Annotated in this window: 21 protein-coding genes; 10 read left to right on the forward strand and 11 right to left on the reverse strand. The window is 73.2% G+C overall.

Annotated features, from left to right (window positions below; translation table 11 throughout):
* The first annotated feature begins 93 nt into the window (after nucleotides 1-93).
* The 6 genes from AB0F03_RS28805 (at nucleotide 94) to AB0F03_RS28830 (ending at nucleotide 7,101) form a co-directional block, all read left to right on the forward strand.
* A complete protein-coding gene (locus AB0F03_RS28805; protein ID WP_361997045.1) occupies nucleotides 94-303 on the forward strand; it encodes a hypothetical protein in 210 nt (69 codons plus the stop codon).
* Nucleotides 300-2,696 carry a glycoside hydrolase family 65 protein gene (locus AB0F03_RS28810; RefSeq protein ID WP_361997047.1) on the forward strand — a complete coding sequence of 799 codons (2,397 nt, stop codon included), beginning with the start codon at nucleotides 300-302 and terminating at the stop codon, nucleotides 2,694-2,696. Before AB0F03_RS28805 ends, AB0F03_RS28810 begins: the two co-directional genes overlap by 4 nt.
* A 259-nt stretch (nucleotides 2,697-2,955) precedes the next feature.
* Complete coding sequence (locus AB0F03_RS28815; protein WP_361997049.1) at nucleotides 2,956-3,936, forward strand: GNAT family N-acetyltransferase; 981 nt, start codon at nucleotides 2,956-2,958, stop codon at nucleotides 3,934-3,936.
* The gene (locus AB0F03_RS28820; RefSeq protein WP_361997051.1) at nucleotides 3,933-5,273 is read left to right on the forward strand and encodes an ABC transporter substrate-binding protein; all 1,341 of its coding nucleotides are present in this window, start codon (nucleotides 3,933-3,935) and stop codon (nucleotides 5,271-5,273) included. The genes AB0F03_RS28815 and AB0F03_RS28820 overlap by 4 nt, the downstream gene beginning before the upstream one ends.
* On the forward strand, nucleotides 5,267-6,235 hold the full coding sequence (locus tag AB0F03_RS28825) for a sugar ABC transporter permease (protein ID WP_361997053.1): 969 nt from the start codon (nucleotides 5,267-5,269) through the stop codon (nucleotides 6,233-6,235). The genes AB0F03_RS28820 and AB0F03_RS28825 overlap by 7 nt, the downstream gene beginning before the upstream one ends.
* Complete coding sequence (locus AB0F03_RS28830) at nucleotides 6,232-7,101, forward strand: carbohydrate ABC transporter permease (protein WP_361997055.1); 870 nt, start codon at nucleotides 6,232-6,234, stop codon at nucleotides 7,099-7,101. Before AB0F03_RS28825 ends, AB0F03_RS28830 begins: the two co-directional genes overlap by 4 nt.
* A 50-nt stretch (nucleotides 7,102-7,151) precedes the next feature.
* Here the strand turns inward: AB0F03_RS28830 and AB0F03_RS28835 are convergent, their stop codons facing one another.
* Nucleotides 7,152-7,847 carry an alpha/beta hydrolase gene (locus tag AB0F03_RS28835; protein WP_361997057.1) on the reverse strand — a complete coding sequence of 232 codons (696 nt, stop codon included), beginning with the start codon at nucleotides 7,845-7,847 and terminating at the stop codon, nucleotides 7,152-7,154.
* Between the two features lie 202 nt (nucleotides 7,848-8,049).
* On the opposite strand from AB0F03_RS28835, the gene AB0F03_RS28840 reads away from it, so the two are divergent.
* Nucleotides 8,050-8,253, forward strand: coding sequence for a cold-shock protein (locus tag AB0F03_RS28840; protein ID WP_121790526.1), 204 nt, complete (start codon nucleotides 8,050-8,052; stop codon nucleotides 8,251-8,253).
* Nucleotides 8,254-8,349: 96 nt separating this feature from the next.
* Here AB0F03_RS28840 and AB0F03_RS28845 read toward each other — a convergent pair whose 3' ends face one another.
* A complete protein-coding gene (locus AB0F03_RS28845) occupies nucleotides 8,350-8,658 on the reverse strand; it encodes a hypothetical protein (RefSeq protein WP_361997060.1) in 309 nt (102 codons plus the stop codon).
* Nucleotides 8,659-8,706: 48 nt separating this feature from the next.
* Nucleotides 8,707-8,859 (reverse strand): hypothetical protein, encoded by a 153-nt coding sequence (locus tag AB0F03_RS28850; RefSeq protein ID WP_361997062.1) that lies wholly within the window; start codon nucleotides 8,857-8,859, stop codon nucleotides 8,707-8,709.
* Between the two features lie 295 nt (nucleotides 8,860-9,154).
* On the opposite strand from AB0F03_RS28850, the gene AB0F03_RS28855 reads away from it, so the two are divergent.
* Nucleotides 9,155-9,592 carry a hypothetical protein gene (locus AB0F03_RS28855; RefSeq protein ID WP_361997064.1) on the forward strand — a complete coding sequence of 146 codons (438 nt, stop codon included), beginning with the start codon at nucleotides 9,155-9,157 and terminating at the stop codon, nucleotides 9,590-9,592.
* Between the two features lie 254 nt (nucleotides 9,593-9,846).
* Here the strand turns inward: AB0F03_RS28855 and AB0F03_RS28860 are convergent, their stop codons facing one another.
* Both AB0F03_RS28860 and AB0F03_RS28865 read right to left on the reverse strand, forming a co-directional pair.
* On the reverse strand, nucleotides 9,847-10,953 hold the full coding sequence (locus tag AB0F03_RS28860; protein ID WP_361997066.1) for a Ku protein: 1,107 nt from the start codon (nucleotides 10,951-10,953) through the stop codon (nucleotides 9,847-9,849).
* Nucleotides 10,954-11,102: 149 nt separating this feature from the next.
* Entirely contained in the window at nucleotides 11,103-11,744 is a 642-nt protein-coding gene (locus AB0F03_RS28865; protein WP_361997068.1) for an NAD(P)H-binding protein, read from the reverse strand.
* Between the two features lie 177 nt (nucleotides 11,745-11,921).
* Here AB0F03_RS28865 and AB0F03_RS28870 point away from each other — a divergent pair, with 177 nt between their 5' ends.
* Both AB0F03_RS28870 and AB0F03_RS28875 read left to right on the forward strand, forming a co-directional pair.
* Nucleotides 11,922-12,833, forward strand: a complete 912-nt coding sequence (locus AB0F03_RS28870; RefSeq protein WP_361997135.1) for a helix-turn-helix transcriptional regulator — start codon at nucleotides 11,922-11,924, stop codon at nucleotides 12,831-12,833.
* 125 nt (nucleotides 12,834-12,958) lie between these two features.
* A complete protein-coding gene (locus tag AB0F03_RS28875; RefSeq protein ID WP_361997069.1) occupies nucleotides 12,959-13,840 on the forward strand; it encodes an alpha/beta hydrolase in 882 nt (293 codons plus the stop codon).
* A gap of 164 nt (nucleotides 13,841-14,004) precedes the next feature.
* Here AB0F03_RS28875 and AB0F03_RS28880 read toward each other — a convergent pair whose 3' ends face one another.
* From AB0F03_RS28880 to AB0F03_RS28905, 6 genes are all read right to left on the reverse strand, one after another.
* Entirely contained in the window at nucleotides 14,005-14,640 is a 636-nt protein-coding gene (locus AB0F03_RS28880; RefSeq protein ID WP_361997071.1) for a ScbR family autoregulator-binding transcription factor, read from the reverse strand.
* A gap of 6 nt (nucleotides 14,641-14,646) precedes the next feature.
* On the reverse strand, nucleotides 14,647-15,603 hold the full coding sequence (locus AB0F03_RS28885) for a DMT family transporter (protein ID WP_361997073.1): 957 nt from the start codon (nucleotides 15,601-15,603) through the stop codon (nucleotides 14,647-14,649).
* Between the two features lie 178 nt (nucleotides 15,604-15,781).
* Entirely contained in the window at nucleotides 15,782-16,810 is a 1,029-nt protein-coding gene (locus AB0F03_RS28890) for a GntG family PLP-dependent aldolase (protein ID WP_361997075.1), read from the reverse strand.
* Between the two features lie 52 nt (nucleotides 16,811-16,862).
* The gene (locus AB0F03_RS28895; protein WP_361997077.1) at nucleotides 16,863-18,113 is read right to left on the reverse strand and encodes an MFS transporter; all 1,251 of its coding nucleotides are present in this window, start codon (nucleotides 18,111-18,113) and stop codon (nucleotides 16,863-16,865) included.
* 13 nt (nucleotides 18,114-18,126) lie between these two features.
* Nucleotides 18,127-19,446, reverse strand: coding sequence for a DUF1116 domain-containing protein (locus AB0F03_RS28900; RefSeq protein WP_361997079.1), 1,320 nt, complete (start codon nucleotides 19,444-19,446; stop codon nucleotides 18,127-18,129).
* Nucleotides 19,443-20,843, reverse strand: coding sequence for an ATP-grasp domain-containing protein (locus AB0F03_RS28905; RefSeq protein ID WP_361997081.1), 1,401 nt, complete (start codon nucleotides 20,841-20,843; stop codon nucleotides 19,443-19,445). Before AB0F03_RS28905 ends, AB0F03_RS28900 begins: the two co-directional genes overlap by 4 nt.
* Nucleotides 20,844-20,876 lie beyond the last annotated feature (33 nt).

The following is a 20,876-nucleotide window of genomic DNA, read 5'->3' on the forward strand; positions in this document are numbered from 1 at the left end:
GGCGTGGCGGACCAGGACCGAGTGGGTGCCTTCCGGCGTGCCGGGTGGTGTCCTGCGGCCGCCGTACGCGCGCCGCCTCCTAGCCTCGGGCGCATGCTGGGGCTTCCTGCTCACCTCCGTGCCTGCCTGTCCGACCCCGACGGGTCGCTCACCGGGACCGCGAAAGTACACGCGGCCACCTGGGAAGAGCTGTCCGACGGCTGTCTCCGCGAGCGCGCCACCCGTGAGGGGACCGCGTTCGTGCCTTACGACGCGGTGGGCGACCACGACGCGTTCGTGGCCGGACTCCGGGAGACGCGGTGATCACTCATCCCAGTTTCACGGTCGAGCCGTGGTGCCTGCGCGAGACCGAGCTGAGTCTCGACCTGCTCGCCCAGAGCGAGTCGGTGTTCGCCTTGTCCAACGGGCACCTGGGGTGGCGTGGGAACCTCGACGAGGGCGAACCGCACGGTCTGCCCGGCGCGTATCTCAACGGCGTGTACGAGCGGCATCCGCTGCCGTACGCGGAAGCGGGCTACGGCTATCCCGAGTCCGGCCAGACGATGATCAACGTCACCGACGGCAAGATCATCCGGCTGCTGGTGGACGACCACCCGTGCGATCTGCGGTACGGCCGGCTGGTGGCGCACGAACGGGTCCTGGACTTCCGCTCCGGTGTGCTCAGCCGCACCGCGCGGTGGACCTCGCCCGGCGGTCGCACGGTCCGGATCTCCTCGCACCGGCTCGTGTCCTTCACCCAGCGCGCGGTCGCCGCGATCATGTACGAGGTGGAGCCGACCGACGGGGCGGCCTCGGTGGCCGTTCAGTCCGAGCTGGTCGCCAACGAGCAGCTGCCCCGCTTCACCGGTGACCCGCGCGTCGCCGCGGTGACCGAGTCACCGCTGGTCCCCGAGGAGCATTTCGCACAGGAGACCCGGCTGCGGCTCGTGCACCGCACCACCCACAGCGGGCTGCGGGTCGCGGCGGCGGCCGACCACCTGGTGGAGGGACCCGAGAGCACGCGATGGACGGCGCAGAGCGAGCCCGACGTCAGCCGTCTGACGGTGACCGCCGACCTGGAGCCCGGCCGGCCGTTGCGGCTGGTCAAGTTCGTGGCCTACGGCTGGTCCGGGGAGCGTTCGCTGCCGGCCGTGCACGATCAGGTGGACGCGGCGGTGGCCGCCGCGGTCAGCACCGGCTGGGAGGGGGTGCTCGCCGAGCAACGGGCTTACCTGGACCGCTTCTGGGCCGGTGCGGACGTCGAGGTGGAGGGTGACGCCGAGATCCAGCAGGCGGTGCGGTTCGCTCTCTTCCATGTGCTCCAGGCGGCCGCCCGGGGCGAGAACCGGGCGATCCCCGCGAAGGGTCTGACCGGCACCGGGTACGACGGACACTCGTTCTGGGACACCGAGTCCTACGTGCTGCCGGTCCTGACGTTCACCGCGCCGGAGACCGTCGCGCCGGCGCTGAGATGGCGGCACCGGACGCTGCCCGCGGCGCGGGAACGCGCGCGCCAACTGGGGCTGGCCGGGGCGACGTTCCCCTGGCGGACCATCGACGGCGCCGAATGCTCCGCCTACTGGCCCGCCGGGACGGCCGCCTTCCATGTCAACGCGGACATCGCCATGGCCGTCGGTCGGTACGTGACGGTGACCGGGGACGAGGACTTCGAGCGTGCCGAGGGGCTCGATCTCCTCGTGTACACCGCACGGTTGTGGCACTCCCTCGGCCACCACGACGCGGAGGGCGTCTTCCACATCGACGGGGTCACCGGCCCGGACGAGTACAGCGCCTTCTCCCGGGACAACCTGTACACCAACCTGATGGCCCGGCGGAACCTGCTCGACGCGGCGGACGCGGCCGTGCGCCATCCGGACCGGGCCGCGGAACTCGGGGTCGACGAGGAGGAGGCCGCGATGTGGCGGGACGCCGCCGCCCGCATGGCGGTGCCGTACAACGAGTCCCTCGGCGTCCACGAGCAGTCGGCCGGTTTCACCGCCTTCCAGCGCTGGGACTTCGAGGCGACCCCGCCCGACGCCTATCCCCTGCTGCTGCACTACCCCTACTTCGACCTGTACCGCAAGCAGGTGGTGAAGCAGGCCGACCTGGTGCTGGCGATGATGGAGTGCCCGGACGCCTTCACGGAGGAGCAGAAGGCACGCAACTTCGCCTACTACGAGGCGCTCACCGTCCGCGACTCCTCCCTGTCGGCGAGCTGCCAGGCGGTGCTCGCCGCCGAGACCGGGCACCTGCGGCTGGCCTACGCCTATCTGGGCGAGGCCGCGCTGATGGACCTGGACGATCTGGAGCACAACACCCGTGACGGGCTGCACATCGCCTCGCTCGCCGGGACGTGGATCGCCCTGGTCGGGGGCTTCGGTGGTCTGCGCCGGTACGCCGGCGAGGACGGGAAGCCGGGCCGGCTGGCGTTCACGCCGCGCCTGCCGGAGGCGCTGTCCAGGGTGGCGTTCACCGTGCTGGTACGCGGACGCAGGCTGAAGGTCGACATCGGCCGGTCGCACACGCGGTACCGGCTGGTGGAAGGGGAACCGCTGGTCGTACTGCACCACGGGGAGCCGGTGACCGTGTCCGCCGGCGCGCCGGTGGTCTGCCGGACGCCGCCGGTGCCCGCCCGGCCCGAGCCCCAGCAGCCGCCGGGACGCCGTCCGCTGGGCCTGTCCGCCGGGGAGGAGACCCGGGCGGGGACGCCCGAGTAGGACGGCGGAGCGTGCCACGCGGCCGGCAGGTGCGTACGGACGACCGCGCGGCGGTGACGGCCGGGACCGCACGGCTGTACGCGTCACCCGCGTTCGCCGGTCCCGGCCGGCTCCCGCTGGGCCCGGTTCCGCACCTGCGTGCGGACCGAGTCGACCTGATGGTCTCGGCGGCCCGTACGGCACCGGCAGCCGGGCCGGCGTCGCCGCCGGTGGCGTCCGGGGGCGTCGGTGGCCTGTGGAGGGAAGGACAGTTCTGTCGATGACTGACCGCACACCGGGATCCCGGGCCGGGATCCGTGGCTTTCGCCCGGGCGACGGCCCGCAGGTGGTCGAGGCGTGGCGCCGGAGCGCGCCGGCCGACCCCATCAGCCCCGACCGGTTCCGCTCCCTGGTGCTGCTCGACGCCAACTTCGACCCGGAGGGGCTCCGGGTCGCCGTCGACGGTGACCGCGTCGTCGGCGTCGCCTACGCGGTGCGCCGTCTGACGCCGGTGACCGGCACCGACCTGGAGCCGGAGCAGGGCTGGATCCCGTTCTTCTTCGTGGCCCCGGCCGCCCGCGGGCGGGGTCTCGGCCGCCGGCTGCTGACCGACGCCCTCGACTGGCTGCACGGCCACGGCCGCACCCGGGTGGACTTCTCCTCGTACACCCCGAACTACCACCTGCCCGGTCTGGACGCCGAGACGTATCCGGAAGCGGCCGGACTCCTCGGGTCCCTGGGCTTTCGTACGCTGTACGAGGCGGCGGCGATGGACCGGAGTCTGGTCGGCTATCGCTTCCCGCAGGAGGTCGCGGCCCGTCTCGACGGGCTGACGGCGCGGGGGTACCGGTTCGCCACCCCGTCCGACGACGACCTGGTGGAACTGGTCGCGCTCGCCGGGAACCACTTCAGCCCGGACTGGGCACGCGCGATCCGGGAGTGCCTGGCGGCGGGCACACCGCTCGACCGGATCGTGGCCGTCCGGGACCCTTCGGGCCGCATGGTCGGCTGGGCGATGCACGGCGCGTACGAGTCGGCGGACGAGCGGTTCGGCCCGTTCGGTGTGCTGGAGGAGATGCGCGGCACCGGGATCGGCAGGATCCTGCTCCACCTGGTCCTGGAGCGGATGCGGGCGCGCGGCGCGCACGGCGCGTGGTTCCTGTGGACCGGTGAGCGCTCCCCGGCGGGCCACCTGTACCGCGGGACCGGTTTCACCACGACCCGAGTGTTCCGGGTGCTGCGCCGGGAGGCCGCCCGGTGAGGCCGGTACGCCGCACGGCCGGCCCGAGCCGGCGCCGTTTCGCGCTGGCGCTGCCCTCGGCGCTGCTGGCCTGCGGGTGCGCCGCCCCCCGCCGGGGCACCGGCCGGCCCGGGGACCCGATCGTGCTCACCCTGCTCTCCCACTACGCGAGCGGGGCGCTCAAGGACGCCCTGCAAGGCCCGGTCGACGAGTGGAACGCCACCCACGACCGGGTCAAGGTGCGGACGGAGGCCGTGGAGTTCGGTGATCTGCTGACCACGCTGATGGTCCGGCAGGCCGCGGGCCAGGGCGCCGACATCATCCACCCGTACTGCCTGTGGACCGGCCAGCTCGTCCGGGCCGGCGTCCTGCGTCCCGCACCGCCCGAGCACGCCCGGGAGATCACGCGCGGCTACCGCGCCGCCGCGGTCGGTGCCGCGTCGGTGGGCGGCACGGTCTACGGCTACCCGACCGAGGTGCAGACGTACGCCCTCTACTACAACAAGCGGCTGCTGCGCGCGGCGGGCGTCGACGGCCCGCCGCGCACCTGGCGGGAGCTGGAGGAGGCGGCCCACCGCACCACCAGGCGCGACCGGTACGGCAACACGCTTGTGCAGGGCTTCGGGCTGTCGACCGTCGACGACGCGACCACGGTCGGGCAGACCCTCGCCCTGCTCAACGCTGCCGGGGGGACGTTCGTCTCCGCGGACGGCCGGGGCACCGTCATCGACTCGCCGGCCGGCCGGGCCGTGTTCGACCTGGAGCGCCGGCTGGTCGCCACCGGTGCCAGCGCGCCCGGCGTCAACGTCTACAAGGCATTCCCGTCCGGGCAGGCGGCCATGGTGGTCGGCGCGGGCTGGTGGACCGCGGACCTGAAGACTTTGATGGGCGCGGCCTACCGCGATGTCGGAGTCGCACCGCTGCCCCTCCACGAGGCGCACGACGCGCGCGCCACGCTCGCCACCGGCTTCCTGCTGGGCGTCAACACCGCCAGTGAACACCCGGGTGAGGCCTGGGAGTTCCTGCGCTGGCTGAACACCGGGAAGATGCGGGTGCCCGGCGCCGGGAAGGACGCGACAGCGACCCGGATGAGCCTGCTCCAGGTGTCCGTCGGCTCCCTGACCGGCCGTGCCGACGACATGCGGGCGCTCCTCGGCAAGGGCAGCGACCCGAATCTGCGCCCGTTCCGGGAGGCGCTCGCGTACGCGGTGCCGGAGCCGAACGTGCCGGGCGCGCAGCAGGCCAAGTCGCTGCTGCGCAAGAACATCGAGGCGTTGTGGACGGGTCAGCGGTCGACCGACGAGGCACTGCGCGCGATCCGCCGTCAGGTCGATCAGGAGGTGGCCCGCTCATGGTGAACACCCTGGCGCCGGAGGCGACCGAGCGGCCGGACGGCCCGCGGGCCACCGGGCCCGCCGGTGGCGGCCGTGACCGTACCCGGCGCCCGCACCGCCGCCAGGCCGCCGTCGCCTATCTCTTCCTGGCGCCCGCACTGCTGTTCTTCGCCGTCTTCCTGGTCCTGCCGCTGGGTTTCGCGCTGCTGCTGTCGACGTCCCGCTGGGCCGGGTTCGACCTCGGCGGCATCCGTCCGGTGGGCCTGGACAACTTCGCCGGCCTCTTCGCGGACGGTTCGACGTTCCTGGTGCCGATCCTCACCAACACGCTGCTGTTCGCCCTGGGTACGGTGGCCCTCGCGCTCGCCGGGTCCGTGCTCGTCGCGACGTGCATCGACAAGCTGCGGTTCCAGGGGCTGTGGCGCACCCTGTACTTCCTGCCGATCGTCACGACCGTCGTCGCCGTGGGCAACGTGTGGAAGTACATGTACGAGCCGGGCGGGCTGGTCAACGGCGTCCTCAACGCCTGCGGGCTCGCTTCGGTGGCGTTCCTCCAGGACCCGGACACCGCGCTGCCCTCGGTCGTGGTCGTACAGGCCTGGGCGTCGGCCGGCTCGGCGATCCTCGTGCTGACCGCCGGACTGAAGTCCGTTCCCCGGTCGTACTACGAGGCCGCCGCGCTCGACGGCGCCGGGCCGGCCACCGTCTTCTGGCGGATCACCCTGCCGTTGCTGCGGCCGTCCCTGCTGTTCGTGTGCATCACCCAGTTCCTCACCGGTCTCCAGTCGTTCGCGCTGATCATCGTGATGACCAAGGGCGGGCCGGGTGACGCGACGAACGTGGCCGCGCTGGAGATGTACCGGCAGGCCTTCACGTACGGCGACTGGGGCACTGCGAGCGCCGCCGCGTTCGTCCTGTTCCTGGTGGTCCTCGTGGTCACCCTGGCCCAGTTGTGGATCTTCCGGCGCAAGGGGGAGGACGCGTGATCCGACGCCGTTTCCCGTGGCTGTCGTATCTGGTGGTCGTGACCGGCGCCGTGCTGACGGTGGTGCCGTTCCTCGACATGGTGATGACGTCCTTCAAGGGGCCCGGCGAGTCCGGCACACTGCCGTACCGGTTCCTGCCCGAGGCGTTCGACCTGTCCAACTACCGGGCGGCGGTGGCGCAGCTGGACCTGCCGGTGCTCTTCCGCAACAGCGTCGTCGCCACCGCCCTGATCACCGGATCGGTGCTGCTCACGTCGTCACTCGCCGGCTACGCACTGGCCAAACTCCGCTTTCCCGGCCGGGACTTCGTCTTCCGCCTGGTGCTGTCGACGATGATGTTCCCGCCGTTCCTCTTCTTCGTCCCGCACTTCCTGATCCTGGTGCACTGGCCGCTGGCGGGCGGCAACGACCCGTTCGGACGCGGTGGCGCGGGCCTGACCGTCAGCATCGTCGCGCTCGCCGTGCCCTTCCTCGTCAACGGCTTCGGTATCTTCCTGACGCGTCAGTTCATGATCTCAATCCCCGACGAGGTCCTGGAGGCCGCGCGCATCGACGGGGCCGGCGAGTTCGCCGTGTGGTGGCGGATCGTGGTGCCGCAGACCAAACCGGTCCTGGTGACGCTCGGTCTGCTGACCTTCGTCGACGCGTGGAACGAGTACATCTGGGCGCTGCTCGTCTCGACCGCCGACCCGGAAGTGATGACCCTGCCCGTCGGCATCCAACTCCTCCAGGACCACGTCGACCCGGCTCGCACGATGCCCGTCGTCATGGCCGGCCTCGTCCTGAGCATCCTGCCGGTGCTGGTCCTCTTCCTGCTGCTCCAGAAGTACTACATCCGCGGCGTCATGCTCAGCGGCCTGAAGTGACGAGCGGGCGGACGGCCCGGCCGCCTCGTGCGCCGCGCGACGGCGGTGGATCAGGTCGCGGTGGCGAGCGCGACGAGGTGCCGGGCCGTGCCGGCGGGATCGACGGTCTGGTGGAGATGCGCGCCGGGCAGGTGCGCCACCCGCCAGCCGCGTGCGCGCGCCTCGGCGGAAACGTCGTCGTACGGCGGCCCGAACAGCAGGTAGGAGCAGGGATGGTCGTCCCAGCCGGCCGGGACCGGGATGCGCTGCTCGTAGTAGGACAGCGGGAGGGTGGGCTGCTCCTCGACGACGGTCCGCCGCACCACCGGATCGGCGAACATGGGGGCCACGTCGGCCTCGTCCCACCAGTCGGTCCACCGCGGCAGCCTGCCCTTCACCGCCATCGGGCGGAGGAACTCCAGGAATGCGCGGGAGGCGACAGGAGTCTGCCCCGACCGGGCGGGCAGCGCGGCGTCGACGAAGACCGAGTGGGTCACCGGACGGTCGAGGCCCGCGCGGATCGCCGGGACGAACAAGCCCGCGTTGCTGTGGGCCACCAGCGTGACGGGGCTGCCGGCCGGGGCCTGCCGGAGATCGTCGCGGACCGCGTCGACCACGCGCGGCCAGAACGGCGGCGCACCGTCGGCGATGTGCAGCAGGGACGGCACGCGTACCCGGTGTCCGGCCGCCGTCAGGTGGTGGGCCACCGGGTACCAGGCCGAGGGGCCTACGGACGGGCTGTGCACGAGAACGAAGACCGGATCCATGTGACGATGCCGGCCCCTGTTCCCGCTGCGGCGCGACAGTCTTGGCCCACAGCAGAACGCTGCGTGGCGAAAACATTCTCCGGTGTGTCGTTGCACGGATAACGCGGCGGGTTCGGGGTAGATCCACTGTGGCTCCTGTTGTCGGGAGCCGGAGCGGGCCCGTCCGTAGGGCTGCTCCCGGGTATGAACGAAGGATCAACTGATGGCCAGCGGTACCGTGAAGTGGTTCAACGCAGAGAAGGGCTTCGGCTTCATCTCCCAGGACGGAGGAGGCCCGGACGTCTTCGCGCACTACTCCGAGATCCAGGGCAGCGGCTACCGGGAGCTCACCGAAGGGGAACACGTCACCTTCGACATCGGGCAGGGGCAGAAGGGTCCGCAGGCTCAGAACATCGTCCGCGGCTGACCGGGCGTAGCGAGCGGGAATGAGGCGGCTGCCGGTACGGGCAGCCGCTTCGTCATGTCAGCGGGGCGATCGTCCGCACGGAGCGTGACGCGGGCTTCAGACGCGGTGGCCCTGGGCCGCCAGCCATCTGTGGACGCTCTCCTTGTCCGCCGGTGTGATGCGGGCCGGGCCGTCGACCTCCGGTCCCTCGTCGTCGTTGAAACCGGTGTCGGTGATCCGTGCGGTCACCCACGTGGCCAGGTCCTGCGCGGTGTCCTCGGTCAGCGAACCGCCCGCCCAGTCCTTCCGGACCCGCTGGGCGGCACTCGGATCATGGCGTTCCATCTCCTCCAGCCAGACCGGCAGCAGCCGGTCGACGGTCTGCCGGTCGGACCGGGAAGGGTCCTGTCCCTCATGTGCTGTCATGCGGGGCCGGGTTTCCCCGCAGCTTCGGGTGACACCTGTGTGCCCTGATCACCGGCGTCCGGCGGTCGCCCACGAGCCGGGGACCCGGTCGGTGCCGGAGTCCTCCTTGCCGGAGTCCTCCTTGTACGTCAGCACGGGTGCCCACCCGGTGGCCGGGTCGGCCCACTCGCGTCGCTCTCCCTCCACACGTAGACGTGCCACAGCCGGCCGAGTACGGCGTCTGTCGTGCGGCCGGCGGGAATCGGTGCCGCGTTTCCGTCCCAGCACCCCGCGGCCCGGGACCCTTTCGGCCGCGGATGTGTGCAAGGGTGGAAGGGCACGAACCAGCCTGGTTCTGTCGCTGAGGCTTCGGAGACTCTACGCACGGGCCCGGCACGCCCTACCTGGTGCCACCGCGGCTTTCAGGGCCGGACTTCGCGCGGCATCCGCCGCGCGCTCGACAGTGATCTCGATCGTCGGCGAGGGCTGCCACCCCTGAGACATCGGGGTAGGGCCTGTGGACAAGCCGTACAGCACACACCTGGCTGTGTGGGGCGGCACAGCCGTACTCACCCTGTGCCGCGTCCGGCGCGCCTGGGGGCCGAACCACTCCGAGCTGGCCCTGCGTTACGCCCTGAGCAGCCTGCCCGACGGGGCCGAGGTGATCGTGCTCGACCTCGACCACGGCCCCCGCGCCGCCCACGACTGCGACCGCGTGCTGGGCATCGTGCACGGGTACGCCGTGGAGCATGCCCTGCATATGGTGTCCATCGGCACACCGCTCCTGACGGAACCACCGGTCCTGCGCCACGCACCACACCTGGCCGGGATCGGACACGGCTCGGGCGACAGCGCGGAACTCGCCCTGTCCGAGGCACTGGGCACCGCCGCACTCGTCCAGCGGGCCGAGGGAATCCGCATGGCCCGCCGCGGTACCCACCCCTGCCGGCCCTGAGCCAAGCACCTACCGCCGCGCCCGGGCCGGCCCGGTGGCGGTGGTCGGCGTCGCTCGTTCTCCGGGTCTCACCCACGGGATGCGGCGGGCCCGGGCGGCCGGGGCCACGCACGCGACGGTCGCCTGCCTGGGCGCGCCGGGCCGTCCCGAGGCGCGCGGGCTCTGCTACGGTCTCGGATTCCGGGAGCTGTCGCGGGACGCATCGCTGATCAGGACGAAGGCCGGCACCGCGGGCTGAGGACCGGTCCTCTCGCTCAGGCCGCGCTCTTCTTCCGGCGGCGCCCGCTGGGGGCGAGGGCGTCGATGAGTTCCTCGCGGCTCATCCTCGACCGGCCGGCAACGTCCTGCTCGGTCGCCCGCTGGTACAGCTCCGCCTTGCTCAGCTGCTGCAACTCGCTGCCGGCGCCGCCGCGTCCGCGGGCCCGCGCCGATGCCGCGCCGGCCTTCCTGGGCGGAGCCTTACGCGAGGGTGTCTTCGGCGTCGTCCTGCTCGACGCGGAGGCGCGGGCGGCCTTGCGGGGAGCGGACTTCTCCTTCCGCTCCGCCCCGGACTCCTCCTCCCCCGCGTCGCCGCCGGAGCGGGCGGTCCGCAGGCTGTTTTCGAGGACCTTCATCAGGTCGATGACGTCGGTCGCTTCCGGGGGCCCCTCCGCCGTGGTGATCTCCTGGCCCTCGGCCTTGGCCGTGACCAGCTCCCGCACCTTGTCCTGGTAGGTGTCGCGGTAGCGGCCCGGCTCCCAGTCGGTGCTGAGGGCATCGACCAGCTGGAGCGCCATGTCCAGCTGTTTGCCGCGCCCGGCCTTCTCCTGGGCCGAGGACAGCTCGGGCAGTTCCTCGCCCGGGTCCCGGACCTCGTCCGCCCAGTGCAGCGTTTGCAGGACCAGCACGTCGTCCTCCGCCCGCAAGGCGGTCAGGTACTGCTTGTTGCGCATGACGAAGGTGGCGATGCCCACCTTGTCCGCCTCGGCCAGGGCCGCGCGCAGCAGCTCGTAGACCTTCGTGTACTCCTTGCCGCGCGGGGCGATGTAGTAGGTGCGGTCGAAGTACACCGGCTCGATCCGGTCCAGCTCGACGAAGTCGGTGATGTCGATGGTCTTGGAGCGGCCCGGCGCGATCTCGTCCAGTTCATCTGGTTCGACGACGACGTACTCGCCCTCGCCGACCTCGTAACCCTTGACGATGTCACCGGTGCCGACCTCGTCGCCGGTGCGCTCGTTCACCCGCCGGTTGCGGATCCGGTCACTCGTGCCGCGCTGCAACTGGTGGAAGTGGACGGTGTGGTCCTGGGTGGCGGTGTACAGGCCCACGGGTACGGTGACGAGCCCGAAGGTGATCACGCCTGTCCAGATCGCCCGCGCCATGACCCTGCTCCGTCCCGTCCGCCCAGCGCCGCCGCTGGATCCGCCTTCCCGTGCGTCCACGCTCGCACCACCACCGCTCCCCCGCGCGCCGGACCACCCCGGCAGACACCCGAACGGCGGTGGGCGTACGCCGTGATGCTCCGGCCGTCTCAGTAGGCGACGGACATCCGCGCGCGGGGATGCGCGGCCTGTTCGAGTTCGTCGACGAACGCGAGGGCGAAGTCCTCGGCACTGATGGCGCTGTTGCCGTCGGCGTCGGTGATCAGCTGGTCGCCGCCGGTCCGGAAGACGCCCGTGCGTTCGCCGGGGGCGATCATGGCCGCGGGAGAGACGGAGGTCCACTCCAGGTCGGCGACCTCGGCCAGGGCGTCGAGGAGGTCGGCGTGCGCGAGAGCCTCGCCCTGGTACTCCGCGGGGAAGCCGGGGGCGTCCATCAGACGCGCACCGCCGTCCGTGCGCAGCGAGCCCGCACCGCCGACGAGGGCGACCCGTCGCACACCGCCCCTGCGCACGCCCTCCAGGAATGCCTCGTTCAGGGCCGCGAACGGCTTGCGGGGGTCGCTGCCGTCCCTGGGCGGCACGAGCGCGGACACCACCGCGTCCGCGCCCCTGACCACATCCGCCACCTGCTCCGGAGCGCTCGCGTCCGCAGCCGCTGCCGTGAGCAGGGCATGGTCCAGCGGCGCCGCACCGGAGCGCGAGGCGGCCACCACGTGGTGACCGCGGCGAACGGCCTCGGCGGCGATACGGCGTCCGATCATGCCGGTGGCACCGAACACAACGATGTTCATGGGGTACTCCTGCGTCGTGGAATCTCATGGCCGTCCTCGGGGGACGACGGCCGGAAGGCGGGCACCGTCGCGGACACGATCCGGACACGTTTCGGGGCTCGGACACCGCCCGCACTCGGGCACACGTCCAAGCTATGAGCTGGGAAGACGTCGAGCCGGGTACGGTGACGACCGATGATGGTCAAAAACGGACAGCATGGGAGCGGAACCGGGAGAGCGATTCGTGAGGTTCCCTTCACGCCCCCCGCGGGAGTCCCCTCCGGCGTGGAGGTCATGTCCTTCGCGCTGCTGCGGTCGCGGCTGCCGGCGCGGAGTCTGACCGGGCCGCAACGGCCCTCCTTCCACCACCTGCTCGCCCCCACGCGGGGCGTACTGCGGCACTCGGTCGACTTCACCGGTTATGTGATGAGGCCGGGCACCTGGCTGTGGGTGCGCCCCGGACAGGTCCAGCAGTGGCACGCCATGGACGCGACCGAGGGCACGGCCGTCCTGTTCGAGGCCTCGTTCCTCGACGCGGCCACGGCCACCGCCGCCCGCCTGGACGATCCGTACGCGGCGGTCGGACTCGAGCCCGACGCGCGGGAAGGCCGCCGGCTGGACATGGCCCGCGACCATCTGAGAGAGGAGTTCGAGGCCTTCGGACGCCTGCCGCTCAGCGTGCACACCGCCGCGCTGCGGCATCTGCTCGCCGTCCTCGTCCTGCGCCTGTCCCACCTCGGCCCGTCGGCGGGCGGCCCGCAGGCCGAGCCCGACGAGACGTTCCTGCGCTTCCGTGACGCGGTGGAGGAGGACTTCTTCCGCACCCGGCGGGTGGAGGACTACGCCCGCCGCCTCGGCTACTCGCCGCGCACGCTGACCCGCGCGTCCCTGGCGGCCGCGGGGGTCGGCGCCAAGGAGTTCATCGACCGGCGCCTGGTACTGGAGGCCAAACGCCTCCTGGCCCACGGCGACCAGAGCGCCGCACGGATATCCCGGCAGCTGGGGTTCTCCAGTGCCACCAACTTCAGCAAGTACTTCCAGGAGCGGACCGGACAGAGCCCCATCGGTTTCCGCACCACCATCCGCGGCCTCCCGCCCGCCGGCGGCTGACGAGCGGCGCCGCTGCCCGTGGTGACGGCTGGCCGGAACCTGTCGTTTCTCCGCCGCCGGCACCTCGTTGTAGATGCCATGTACGTCTGGTCCCGGCGTCAGGCCGTTCAGGAGGTAGCCGCACCGTGCTGAAGCTCGTGGAACGCGAGGGTGTCCCGCTCGCCCTCACCCGGCGTGCGGGTTCCGGCAGACCGTTGCTGATCGTGCCCGGTGTCATGGCCGACGCCGCCGCGTGGCAACCGGTCGTGGACGCACTGGACGTGGCGGGGCCGGTCTATGTGCTGAACCGGCGGGGACGCGAGCCCAGCGGCGCGCTCGGGCCGGGCTACTCGATGCGTACCGAGATCGACGACCTGGTCCGCGTCCTCGAGGAACTGGTCGCCGCCGAGGACGCGGACCGGGGGGTGGACCTGTTCGGCTGGAGCTTCGGTGGACTGCTCGCGCTGGAGGCGGCGGCGCGGCACCCGCGGACCGTCCACTCGCTCACCCTCTACGAACCGGTCGTGCGGCCCTTCGGGCGGGATGCGCTGGCGGCGTTGCGGAGGGCGGCCGAGGCGAACGATCTGGACCGCGCCGTGGAGATCGTGAACCGGGACGTGTCCGGGTTCTCGGAGGAGTACGTGGCGCGACTGCGCCGCAGCCCCGCCTGGGAGACCCTCAAACCGCTGGCCGCCCCGCTGGCCAGTGAACTGACCGCTCTCAACGACCACCCTGTCGATCTGTCGGCGTTCGGTGCCCTGGACCTCCCCGTCACGCTGCTGCTGGGAGGCGAGAACGCTGACGTACCGCCGTACGGGGACGTGTTCGCCGTGATCGCCTCGGCCCTGCCCCGTGCCCGCGTCGTCACCATGCCGGGCCAGGGCCACCTCGCGCACGCGCAGGACCCGGAGGGTCTGGCCCGTCACATCGGGCAGGCGCTCCGGAGGGCCGGCCGCCCCGGCTCGGGGGCCGGTCCGTCGGGAGCCGGTCCGTCGGGAGCCGGTCCGTCGGGGGCCGGTCCGTCGTGACGGGGCGGATGCCGGGCGCGTGCGGGGACGACGGCGTCGTGCGGCCGGCCCGCGGGTGCGGACGCCGCCGTGTCGACCCGGTGGCGTCCGCACCGTACCGGACCGCCGACGCGTTCCTCGTACCGTGCCGTCGGGCGGCGCGCGCAGCCGGCCGGTCGGCCCGGTCAGCCGCCCGCTCCCCCGTCGGCCACCAGGGGGCCGCGGGGCGGCGCCGCCGGTGGCCCGGCGGTCAGCGAGGGCAGCGTGGCCTGCCAGAAGCGGTCGAGCACCTCGGGCATCTCCTGGGCCGCACCCGGTTGGCGGGAGAGGATCTGCACGCCGATGGTGACGGCGAGGACGGTGGCGACGATGCCGTCGACGGCGACACCCGGCGCGAGGCTTCCGTCGCTCCGCGCGTCCTCCAGCAGCCGCAGCAGAAGAGCGGCCAGCCGGCGGCGCAGGACCGGAACACTCCCTTCCGCCCGGTCGCAGCTGACCTGGAACCCGGCCCGCACGACCACGTCCCGGCTGAGCAGGCCGGCGAGCTCACGGGTGGTGTCCACCAGGACCGTCAGCGCCGGGCCGGCCCCGCCCGCCGATGCGGTGGCGAGCCGGTCGAGGGCCCGCTGCGCCTCCTGCTCCAGCGCGGAGGCCAGCGTGTCCTTGTCGGCGAAGTGGAAGTAGACCGCGCCGACGGAGAGGCCGGCCGCCTCGCTCACCTTGGCGAGTGTCGCGGCCTTCAGACCGTGGCGGTCCACCACCAGGGCCGCGGCCCGGATGATGGACTCGCGTGACCGGACGGCGCGTTGCTGTCGTGGCACAGGAGGTCAGTTTCCTCTCCTGCCGAGCGGACCGTCCGCCGCCTCGGGAGCGAGCGGACCGGGTCGGGTGCCGGACGGAGCCGCCAGCACGGCGGCGCCCATGAGCAGTGCGGCTCCGGCCGCGGCCGGAGCCTGCTGGCTCGCCGCCTCCCCCGTCAGCGCGTCCAGGGCGAGCGCCCCCAGCACCTGACCGGTGATCATCCCGAGCCCTGCGGCCAGGACGACCACGCAGCCGAGCAGGCCGCCGGTGTAGTGCCACGGTGGGCCGGGTCGGGGCCGGTCCAGCCGGGAGAACACCGCGAGCGCCGCCACGGCGGCCGCCATCAGGGCGGTGCCGGCGGCGAAACTGAGGAGGACCGCCGGGTAGGGGTGCTTCCCGGCGGCTTCGTCCACCCGGCCGTTCACCGCCATCTGCCAGGACAGGGCGCAGCCCGCGAGGAACGGCAGGACGGCGAGTGCGAGCGTACGGTCCGCGTCCGGGGTGGCCAGCACCGGAAGGGCGACGGCGCACACGGCGAGCAGGCCGCCCGCGAGCCGGCGCGCGGTGGCACGGCGTGGCGCGCCCGGGCCCAGGCCGAGGTGGTCCATCGCCACTCCGCACAGTGTCTGGCCCGAGACGAGTGCGAGCGTGTAGGAGGCGGGGCCCAGCGCGGCGGCGGTCAGCGCCTGCGTCAGGACCATGCTGCCGCCCGCGACGCCGCCCAGGCAGTGCCACGGCCGCAGGGCGCGGGAGCGCAGCGCGGCGAGCAGTGCGGTGAACGCCGGCCGCAGTCCTGACAGGACGCATGCCGCCGCGGCGGCGACGCCCAGGCTGAGCGTGTTGGACCAGGCGGCCGCGGCCACGGGCCCGGCGTGTTCGCCGAGTCTTCCGTTGACCACGGACTCCAGCGCGAGCGCACCGCCCCCGGCGACGGCCCCCGCCAGCGGCAGGGCGCCGGTGCGGGCCGCGCTCGGCGGGGGCACGGTCCCTCGGCGCGGCCGGGACGGCGGTCCCGCGTCGCCGTGGTGGGTCCGGGCGCGCGATGTACGCGAGGGCGGCATGGGACTCCCGGTGGTGAGGATCGGCGGGTGACTCGCGTTCGGCGTCTCGCGTCGGCGGCCGGAGGTCTTGTCTCGGAGGCCTCCGCGGCCGGGACGCGGGTCAGCCGGGCGGCGGAAATGCCTCCAGGGCCCGCCCGATGTCCTGGTGCGAGACATCGCGGTGCGTGATCATGCGGACGCCGTTGTCGGTGGGAACGGTGAGCACACCGCGCCCGGCGAGCACCGAGACGGTGTGCACCGGGTCGTCGGCCGGCAGCATGACGATGTTGGTCTGCGGCATGTCCGTCCTCCACCCGCGGTCGGCCAGCCCGGCGGCGAGCAGCCGGGCGTGTTCGTGGTCCTCGGCGAGGCGGCCGGCGTGCTCCAGGGCGACGAGGCCGGCCGCTGCCAGGATGCCGCCCTGCCGGACGCCGCCCCCGAGCATCTTGCGGACCCTGCGCGCCTCCCGTACGAATTCCGTGCCGCCCGCCAGCACGGAACCCACCGGCGCGCCCAGACCCTTGCTCAGGCAGACCTGGACGGTGTCCGCTCCCGCGGCCAGCTCCGCGGGGGGCACGTCGAGGGCCACCGCGGCGTTCCAGAGGCGGGCGCCGTCGAGGTGGACGAGCAGCCCGGCCTCGTGAGCGGTGTCGGCCAGCCGACGGTGCTGCGCCGGAGTGGTGACCGTGCCCCCCGCCGCGTTGTGGGTGTTCTCCAGGCACAGCAGCCGGTCCCGCAGTGCGAAGTACGGTCCGCCGCGGCTGACCGCCCGGGTGATGTCGGACGGGCCGGGCACTCCGGGGCCGGCGGTCCAGGGCAGTGCGCGGGGCATGCCGCCGGCGAGCCAGGCGGCCGTACCGACCTCCTGGTCCAGGATGTGCGCGCGGTCGGGGGCGAGGAAGCGGTCGCCGCGTTCGAGGTGCACGCACAGCGCGATCAGGTTGCCCATCGAGCCGCTGGGCACCCACAGCGCGTCCTGGGTGCCGAGGATCGCCGCGACCCGCTCCTCCAGGGCCCGCATGGTGGGGTCGCCGTCGAGGACGTCGTCGCCGACCTCGGCGCGGGCCATGGCCTCGCGCATCCGGGCGTCGGGCCGGGTGACCGTGTCGGACCGCAGGTCGACCGGCGGTCCGGCCGGTGATGCTGTCATGGATGCCTCCGGTAGGGGGTGCGGCGGACACCGGGGACGTGGGTCCCGGCGGTTACTGGGGCCGGGCGACGCGGTACCGGGTCATCAGCAGGGCGGCGCCCACGCTGAAGCCGGCACCGAGGAACATCACCGCGGAGGGGCCGGACGCGTCCACGAACCAGCCGCCGGCCAGCGCGCCCAGCGCGATGGAGACGTTGAAGGCGCAGATGTACAGCGAGGTCGCCGCCTCGGGGGCCTTGGGGGCGCTGGCGAAGACGAGGGTCTGGAGGCAGACGGGAAGCGCCGTGTACGCGATGCCCCACACCAGGAGCAGGATCACCGTGCCCGGATGCCACCGGCCGTTGACCACCAGCAGGACGACGGCCGCGGCGAGCAGCAGGATGCAGGTGAGCGTGGTGGCGCGCAGCGCCCGCCCCGCCGCGGCGCCGCCCGCGAAGTTGCCGACGACACCGGCCACGCCGTACAGGAGCAGCAGTGCGCTGACCCAGTGGGAGGGGATGCCGGCGTCCTGTTCGAGGAACGGTGTGACGTAGGTGTAGGCGGCGAAGTGGCCGATCACCATGGCGGCCGTGACGAGGGTGGCGATGCGGAGGTTGCCGTCCCGCAGCAGCCGGGGCAGTTCCGCCAGGCGCACCACGGCGCGCGGCGCGAGGGGCGGCAGGAGGAAGGCCGCCGCGGCGAGGATCAGGACACCGATCCCGGAGATCGCCCAGAACGCGGTGCGCCAGCCGGACAGGCTCCCCAGGAAGGTGCCGAACGGCACGCCGACCACGGAGGCGATGGAAATGCCGCTGAAGACGACCGCCGTGGCGCGCACGGCCTGGGCGGGTGGCACCAGGCGGATGGCGATGCTCGCGGCGATCGACCACATCACCCCGTGGGCGAAACCGGTCAGCAGCCGCGACACCATGAGGACGGCGTACGACGACGACAGCGCGGTGAAGGCGTTGCCGGCGACGAAGACCGCGAGGACCAGCATCAGCAGCAGGCGGCGGTCGAGCCGGCGGGTCGCCACGGTCAGGACGGGTGCGAAGAAGCCGGCGATGGCGCCGTACAGGGTCACCGACAGGCCGACGGTGCCCTCGGAGACGCTCAGGTCGCGGCTCATCGCGGGGAGCAGTCCGATGGGGACCATCTCCGTGGTGGTGAAGGCGAAGACGCCCATGCCGACGGCGACGACGGCCAGCCAGCTGCGCATCGGGCCGAGGAGGGCGGCGGGCGCGGCCGGCCGCCCGGGGTCGTCGGCGTCGGCGGCGGGGGACGGGGCGTCCGTGTCCTGGCGGGAGGGGGGCGAGGGGGTCACGTGGATCTCCGGGTCAAACGGTGGTGGGCGGGGTGCCGGCGGACGGCGCGGACAGCAGGCGCGCGGCTTGCCGGAAGGGCTCCAGCGGCGGGTGGAAGAGGACGGCGCCGGCGTGGCCGCCGTCGCGCAGCGTCGCGCCGAGGTGGATCGCGGGAACGATCCCGGTCTCGGCGACCCGCGTCACGTCGATGCCGCAGGGCGTGCCGCGGTAGGCGAGGGCGGGGATGCGGTAGTCGGGGTGTTCCCGCAGGGTGATCCCGTACATGCGCTCGGTGAGGCGGATCATCTCCTGCGGTGTGCCGGCGGAGTGGTCCTGGAGCGGCATGGCGGCCGCGGCCGCCATGCCGCCGAGGCCGACGGTCTCCGTGATCAGGCTCTCGCCGCCCACGTACGCGAGGTCGTCGGTGGTCCAGCCGTCGTAGAGCCGGCCGCGCAGCGTGGACACCGGTGGGAGGGGGGCGGTGAACCAGCGGTCGCCGAGACCGGAGACCCGGAGGCCGAACTCCTTCTCGTTGAGGTTCATCGCGGTGACGAGCGTGCTGCCGGGGATGCCGGAGGCGCTGTCGGCGGCGGCCTTCCCGGCCGCCATCACGAAGTGCAGGAAGAGGTACTCGGCCGAGCGCAGGTAGGCGGCGAGCGCCCGGTGGCGTTCCTCGACGCCGTTGTGGGACAGGTCGAGTACGGCGTCGAGCACCGCGGCCCGCAGCATCGCGGCGGCGGCCTTGTGCCGGCTGTGCAGGTCGTCGCCCATGGTCAGGGCCCGGCGGATGAGCGGGCCGAGCGGCAGCCCGCCCATGCGGTCCAGGGCCTCGGCGAGCGCGGGTGACACGACGTCGCAGACGTGTCGCAGGCGGGTGTCGACCCCGTCGTCCCAGACCCCGAAGGTGAGCGAGGCCCGGTCGGGGCCCTCGTTCATCCGGCAGAACGCGTGCCGGCCGGAGGTCTCGTCGCGGACGACGGCCACCGGCATCGACGCCGTGCAGACGCCGGTGAGGGAGCCGACCGTCGCGTGGTCGTGGGAGGGGCGCAGCGCGATCGTGCCGTCGGTGAGCAGGGCGTCGGCCTCGGCCTCGTCCCGGGCCAGTCCCTCGTGGAGCGCGGCCCCGATGACGGCGCGGCGCTGGCCGCCCTCGTACCGCTTCCAGGGCATCGGCGGCCCGGAGAGCAGGATGGTCCGGGGGGTCATGCCGGGGACGACCTCGCCGGCGGGAGCGACGGTCTCCAGCACCGGGCGGGCTCCGACGAGGCGCGCCACCGCCTGCGCGTTCGCCGCGTCTCGCGCGGTGCGGGTGCCGGCACCGGCTCCGGGCGCGGTGGCGGGACGGCCGGTCACCGTACGGCCTCCCCGGTGGGCGCCGGAGTCGCCGCGGGCGCGTCGGTCGCGGCGGCGGGCGGGACGGTGTGGATGGTCACCCGTCGGGCGGCCTCGTGCGCGGCGCGGTCGAGGTCGGCGTCGAGGGGGCCGTCCAGTACGACGGAGACGGACCGCCCCTGGGAGTCGGACTGGTCGCCGAGCAGGTCGCCGCGGTGGCGGCTCACCAGGACCGCGTGGTCCCGGGGCGGTGCGCCCTGCGCGGCTGGCGGCAGGTCGGGCCACCGGCCATGTTCGCTGACCCAGTGGACCGGTGCCGCCTCGGCGGTCACGTCCGCCAGGAGTCCGCGGGGGTGGTCGAGGTAGACCTGCCGGGCCCGGCGCCGGGGCGGTGCGGTGGCCGGCTCGGTGCCGAGCGCGAGGTCGAGCAGGGCGGCGTCCAGGTCCATGCCGGTGGCCAGGCGCCACAGGCGGGTGATGGCGTCGCCGGGCGGACGCGCCGCGGCCTCCATCAGCACGACGTGGTTCCGGGCGGTCAGCCGGAACTCGGCGTGGCTCATGCCGGTGCCGAAGTCCACGGCCCGGAGGAACTCCGTGTTGGCGTCGAGCAGCAGGCTCTCCTGCGCCGGGGTGAGGTGGGGGGCGGGTGAGGTGTGCCCGGTCTCGGTGAAGAAGGACGTGCCGGACTCGTTGGTGTCCTTCGCCGTGATGCCCGCCCAGAGCACGGCGCCGTCACGCACGAGGCTCTCCACGGAGAACTCGGCGCCGGCGATCCGTTCCTCCAGCAGCAGCAGTTCGCCGGGGCCGTAGCCGGGCAGCAGCGGGGGGAGGGCGTGCGGTCCGGTGATCGCGCGGACGCCGGAACTGGACATCCGGGAGGCCGGTTTGAGGACGGCGGGGAAGGTGTCCCAGCCTTCCGGTGCCGTGCTGCGGGCCGGGTCGAGCAGGGTCCAGCGCGGTGCCAGGGCGGGGGCGGCCAGCCGCTGGAGCAGCTTGTTGCGGCAGACGCGCGCGGCGTGGGTGCCGGGGCCGGGCAGCCCGAGTGTCTCGGCGAGAGCGCCGGCGGCCTCCACGAAGACCTCTCCGACGTTCAGGACGGCGCGCACCTGCCGGTCGCGCAGCCAGGGCGCCACGCCGTGCAGCAGGGTGTCGAGCGAGGTGTCCGTGACGTGCCGGACGTCGTCGTCGGCGAGGCGGGAGAGCGGGTGGCGCGGGTCGCGGCGGTGCCGGGCCAGTTCGTCGGCGGGTGTCTCGGGTCCGAAGACGAACAGCGGGGTCAGCCCGCGTCGTCCGGCCGCGTCCAGCAGCCGCAGGTGCTTGGCGAGGACGACCAGGTCGGTGATGACGACGACGGCGGGCCGGTGGGTGTCAGCGGCGTCCGCCCCGGGCGGCGGGCCACTGTCGCGGAAGGCGGTCATGGTTTCCCTCTGTCGGGTGCGGGGCGCGGGTGT

The organism is Streptomyces sp. NPDC028722 (assembly GCF_040637655.1).
GTDB lineage: Bacteria > Actinomycetota > Actinomycetes > Streptomycetales > Streptomycetaceae > Streptomyces.

Coding starts and splice junctions, on each gene's coding strand:
- AB0F03_RS28805 (WP_361997045.1), top strand. CDS start 94: ATGCTGGGGCTTCCTGCTCACCTCCGTGCCTGCCTGTCCGACCCCGAC.
- AB0F03_RS28815 (WP_361997049.1), top strand. CDS start 2,956: ATGACTGACCGCACACCGGGATCCCGGGCCGGGATCCGTGGCTTTCGC.
- AB0F03_RS28825 (WP_361997053.1), top strand. CDS start 5,267: ATGGTGAACACCCTGGCGCCGGAGGCGACCGAGCGGCCGGACGGCCCG.
- AB0F03_RS28835 (WP_361997057.1), bottom strand. CDS start 7,847: ATGGATCCGGTCTTCGTTCTCGTGCACAGCCCGTCCGTAGGCCCCTCG.
- AB0F03_RS28840 (WP_121790526.1), top strand. CDS start 8,050: ATGGCCAGCGGTACCGTGAAGTGGTTCAACGCAGAGAAGGGCTTCGGC.
- AB0F03_RS28845 (WP_361997060.1), bottom strand. CDS start 8,658: ATGACAGCACATGAGGGACAGGACCCTTCCCGGTCCGACCGGCAGACC.
- AB0F03_RS28860 (WP_361997066.1), bottom strand. CDS start 10,953: ATGGCGCGGGCGATCTGGACAGGCGTGATCACCTTCGGGCTCGTCACC.
- AB0F03_RS28865 (WP_361997068.1), bottom strand. CDS start 11,744: ATGAACATCGTTGTGTTCGGTGCCACCGGCATGATCGGACGCCGTATC.
- AB0F03_RS28870 (WP_361997135.1), top strand. CDS start 11,922: ATGGTCAAAAACGGACAGCATGGGAGCGGAACCGGGAGAGCGATTCGT.
- AB0F03_RS28890 (WP_361997075.1), bottom strand. CDS start 16,810: ATGACAGCATCACCGGCCGGACCGCCGGTCGACCTGCGGTCCGACACG.
- AB0F03_RS28905 (WP_361997081.1), bottom strand. CDS start 20,843: ATGACCGCCTTCCGCGACAGTGGCCCGCCGCCCGGGGCGGACGCCGCT.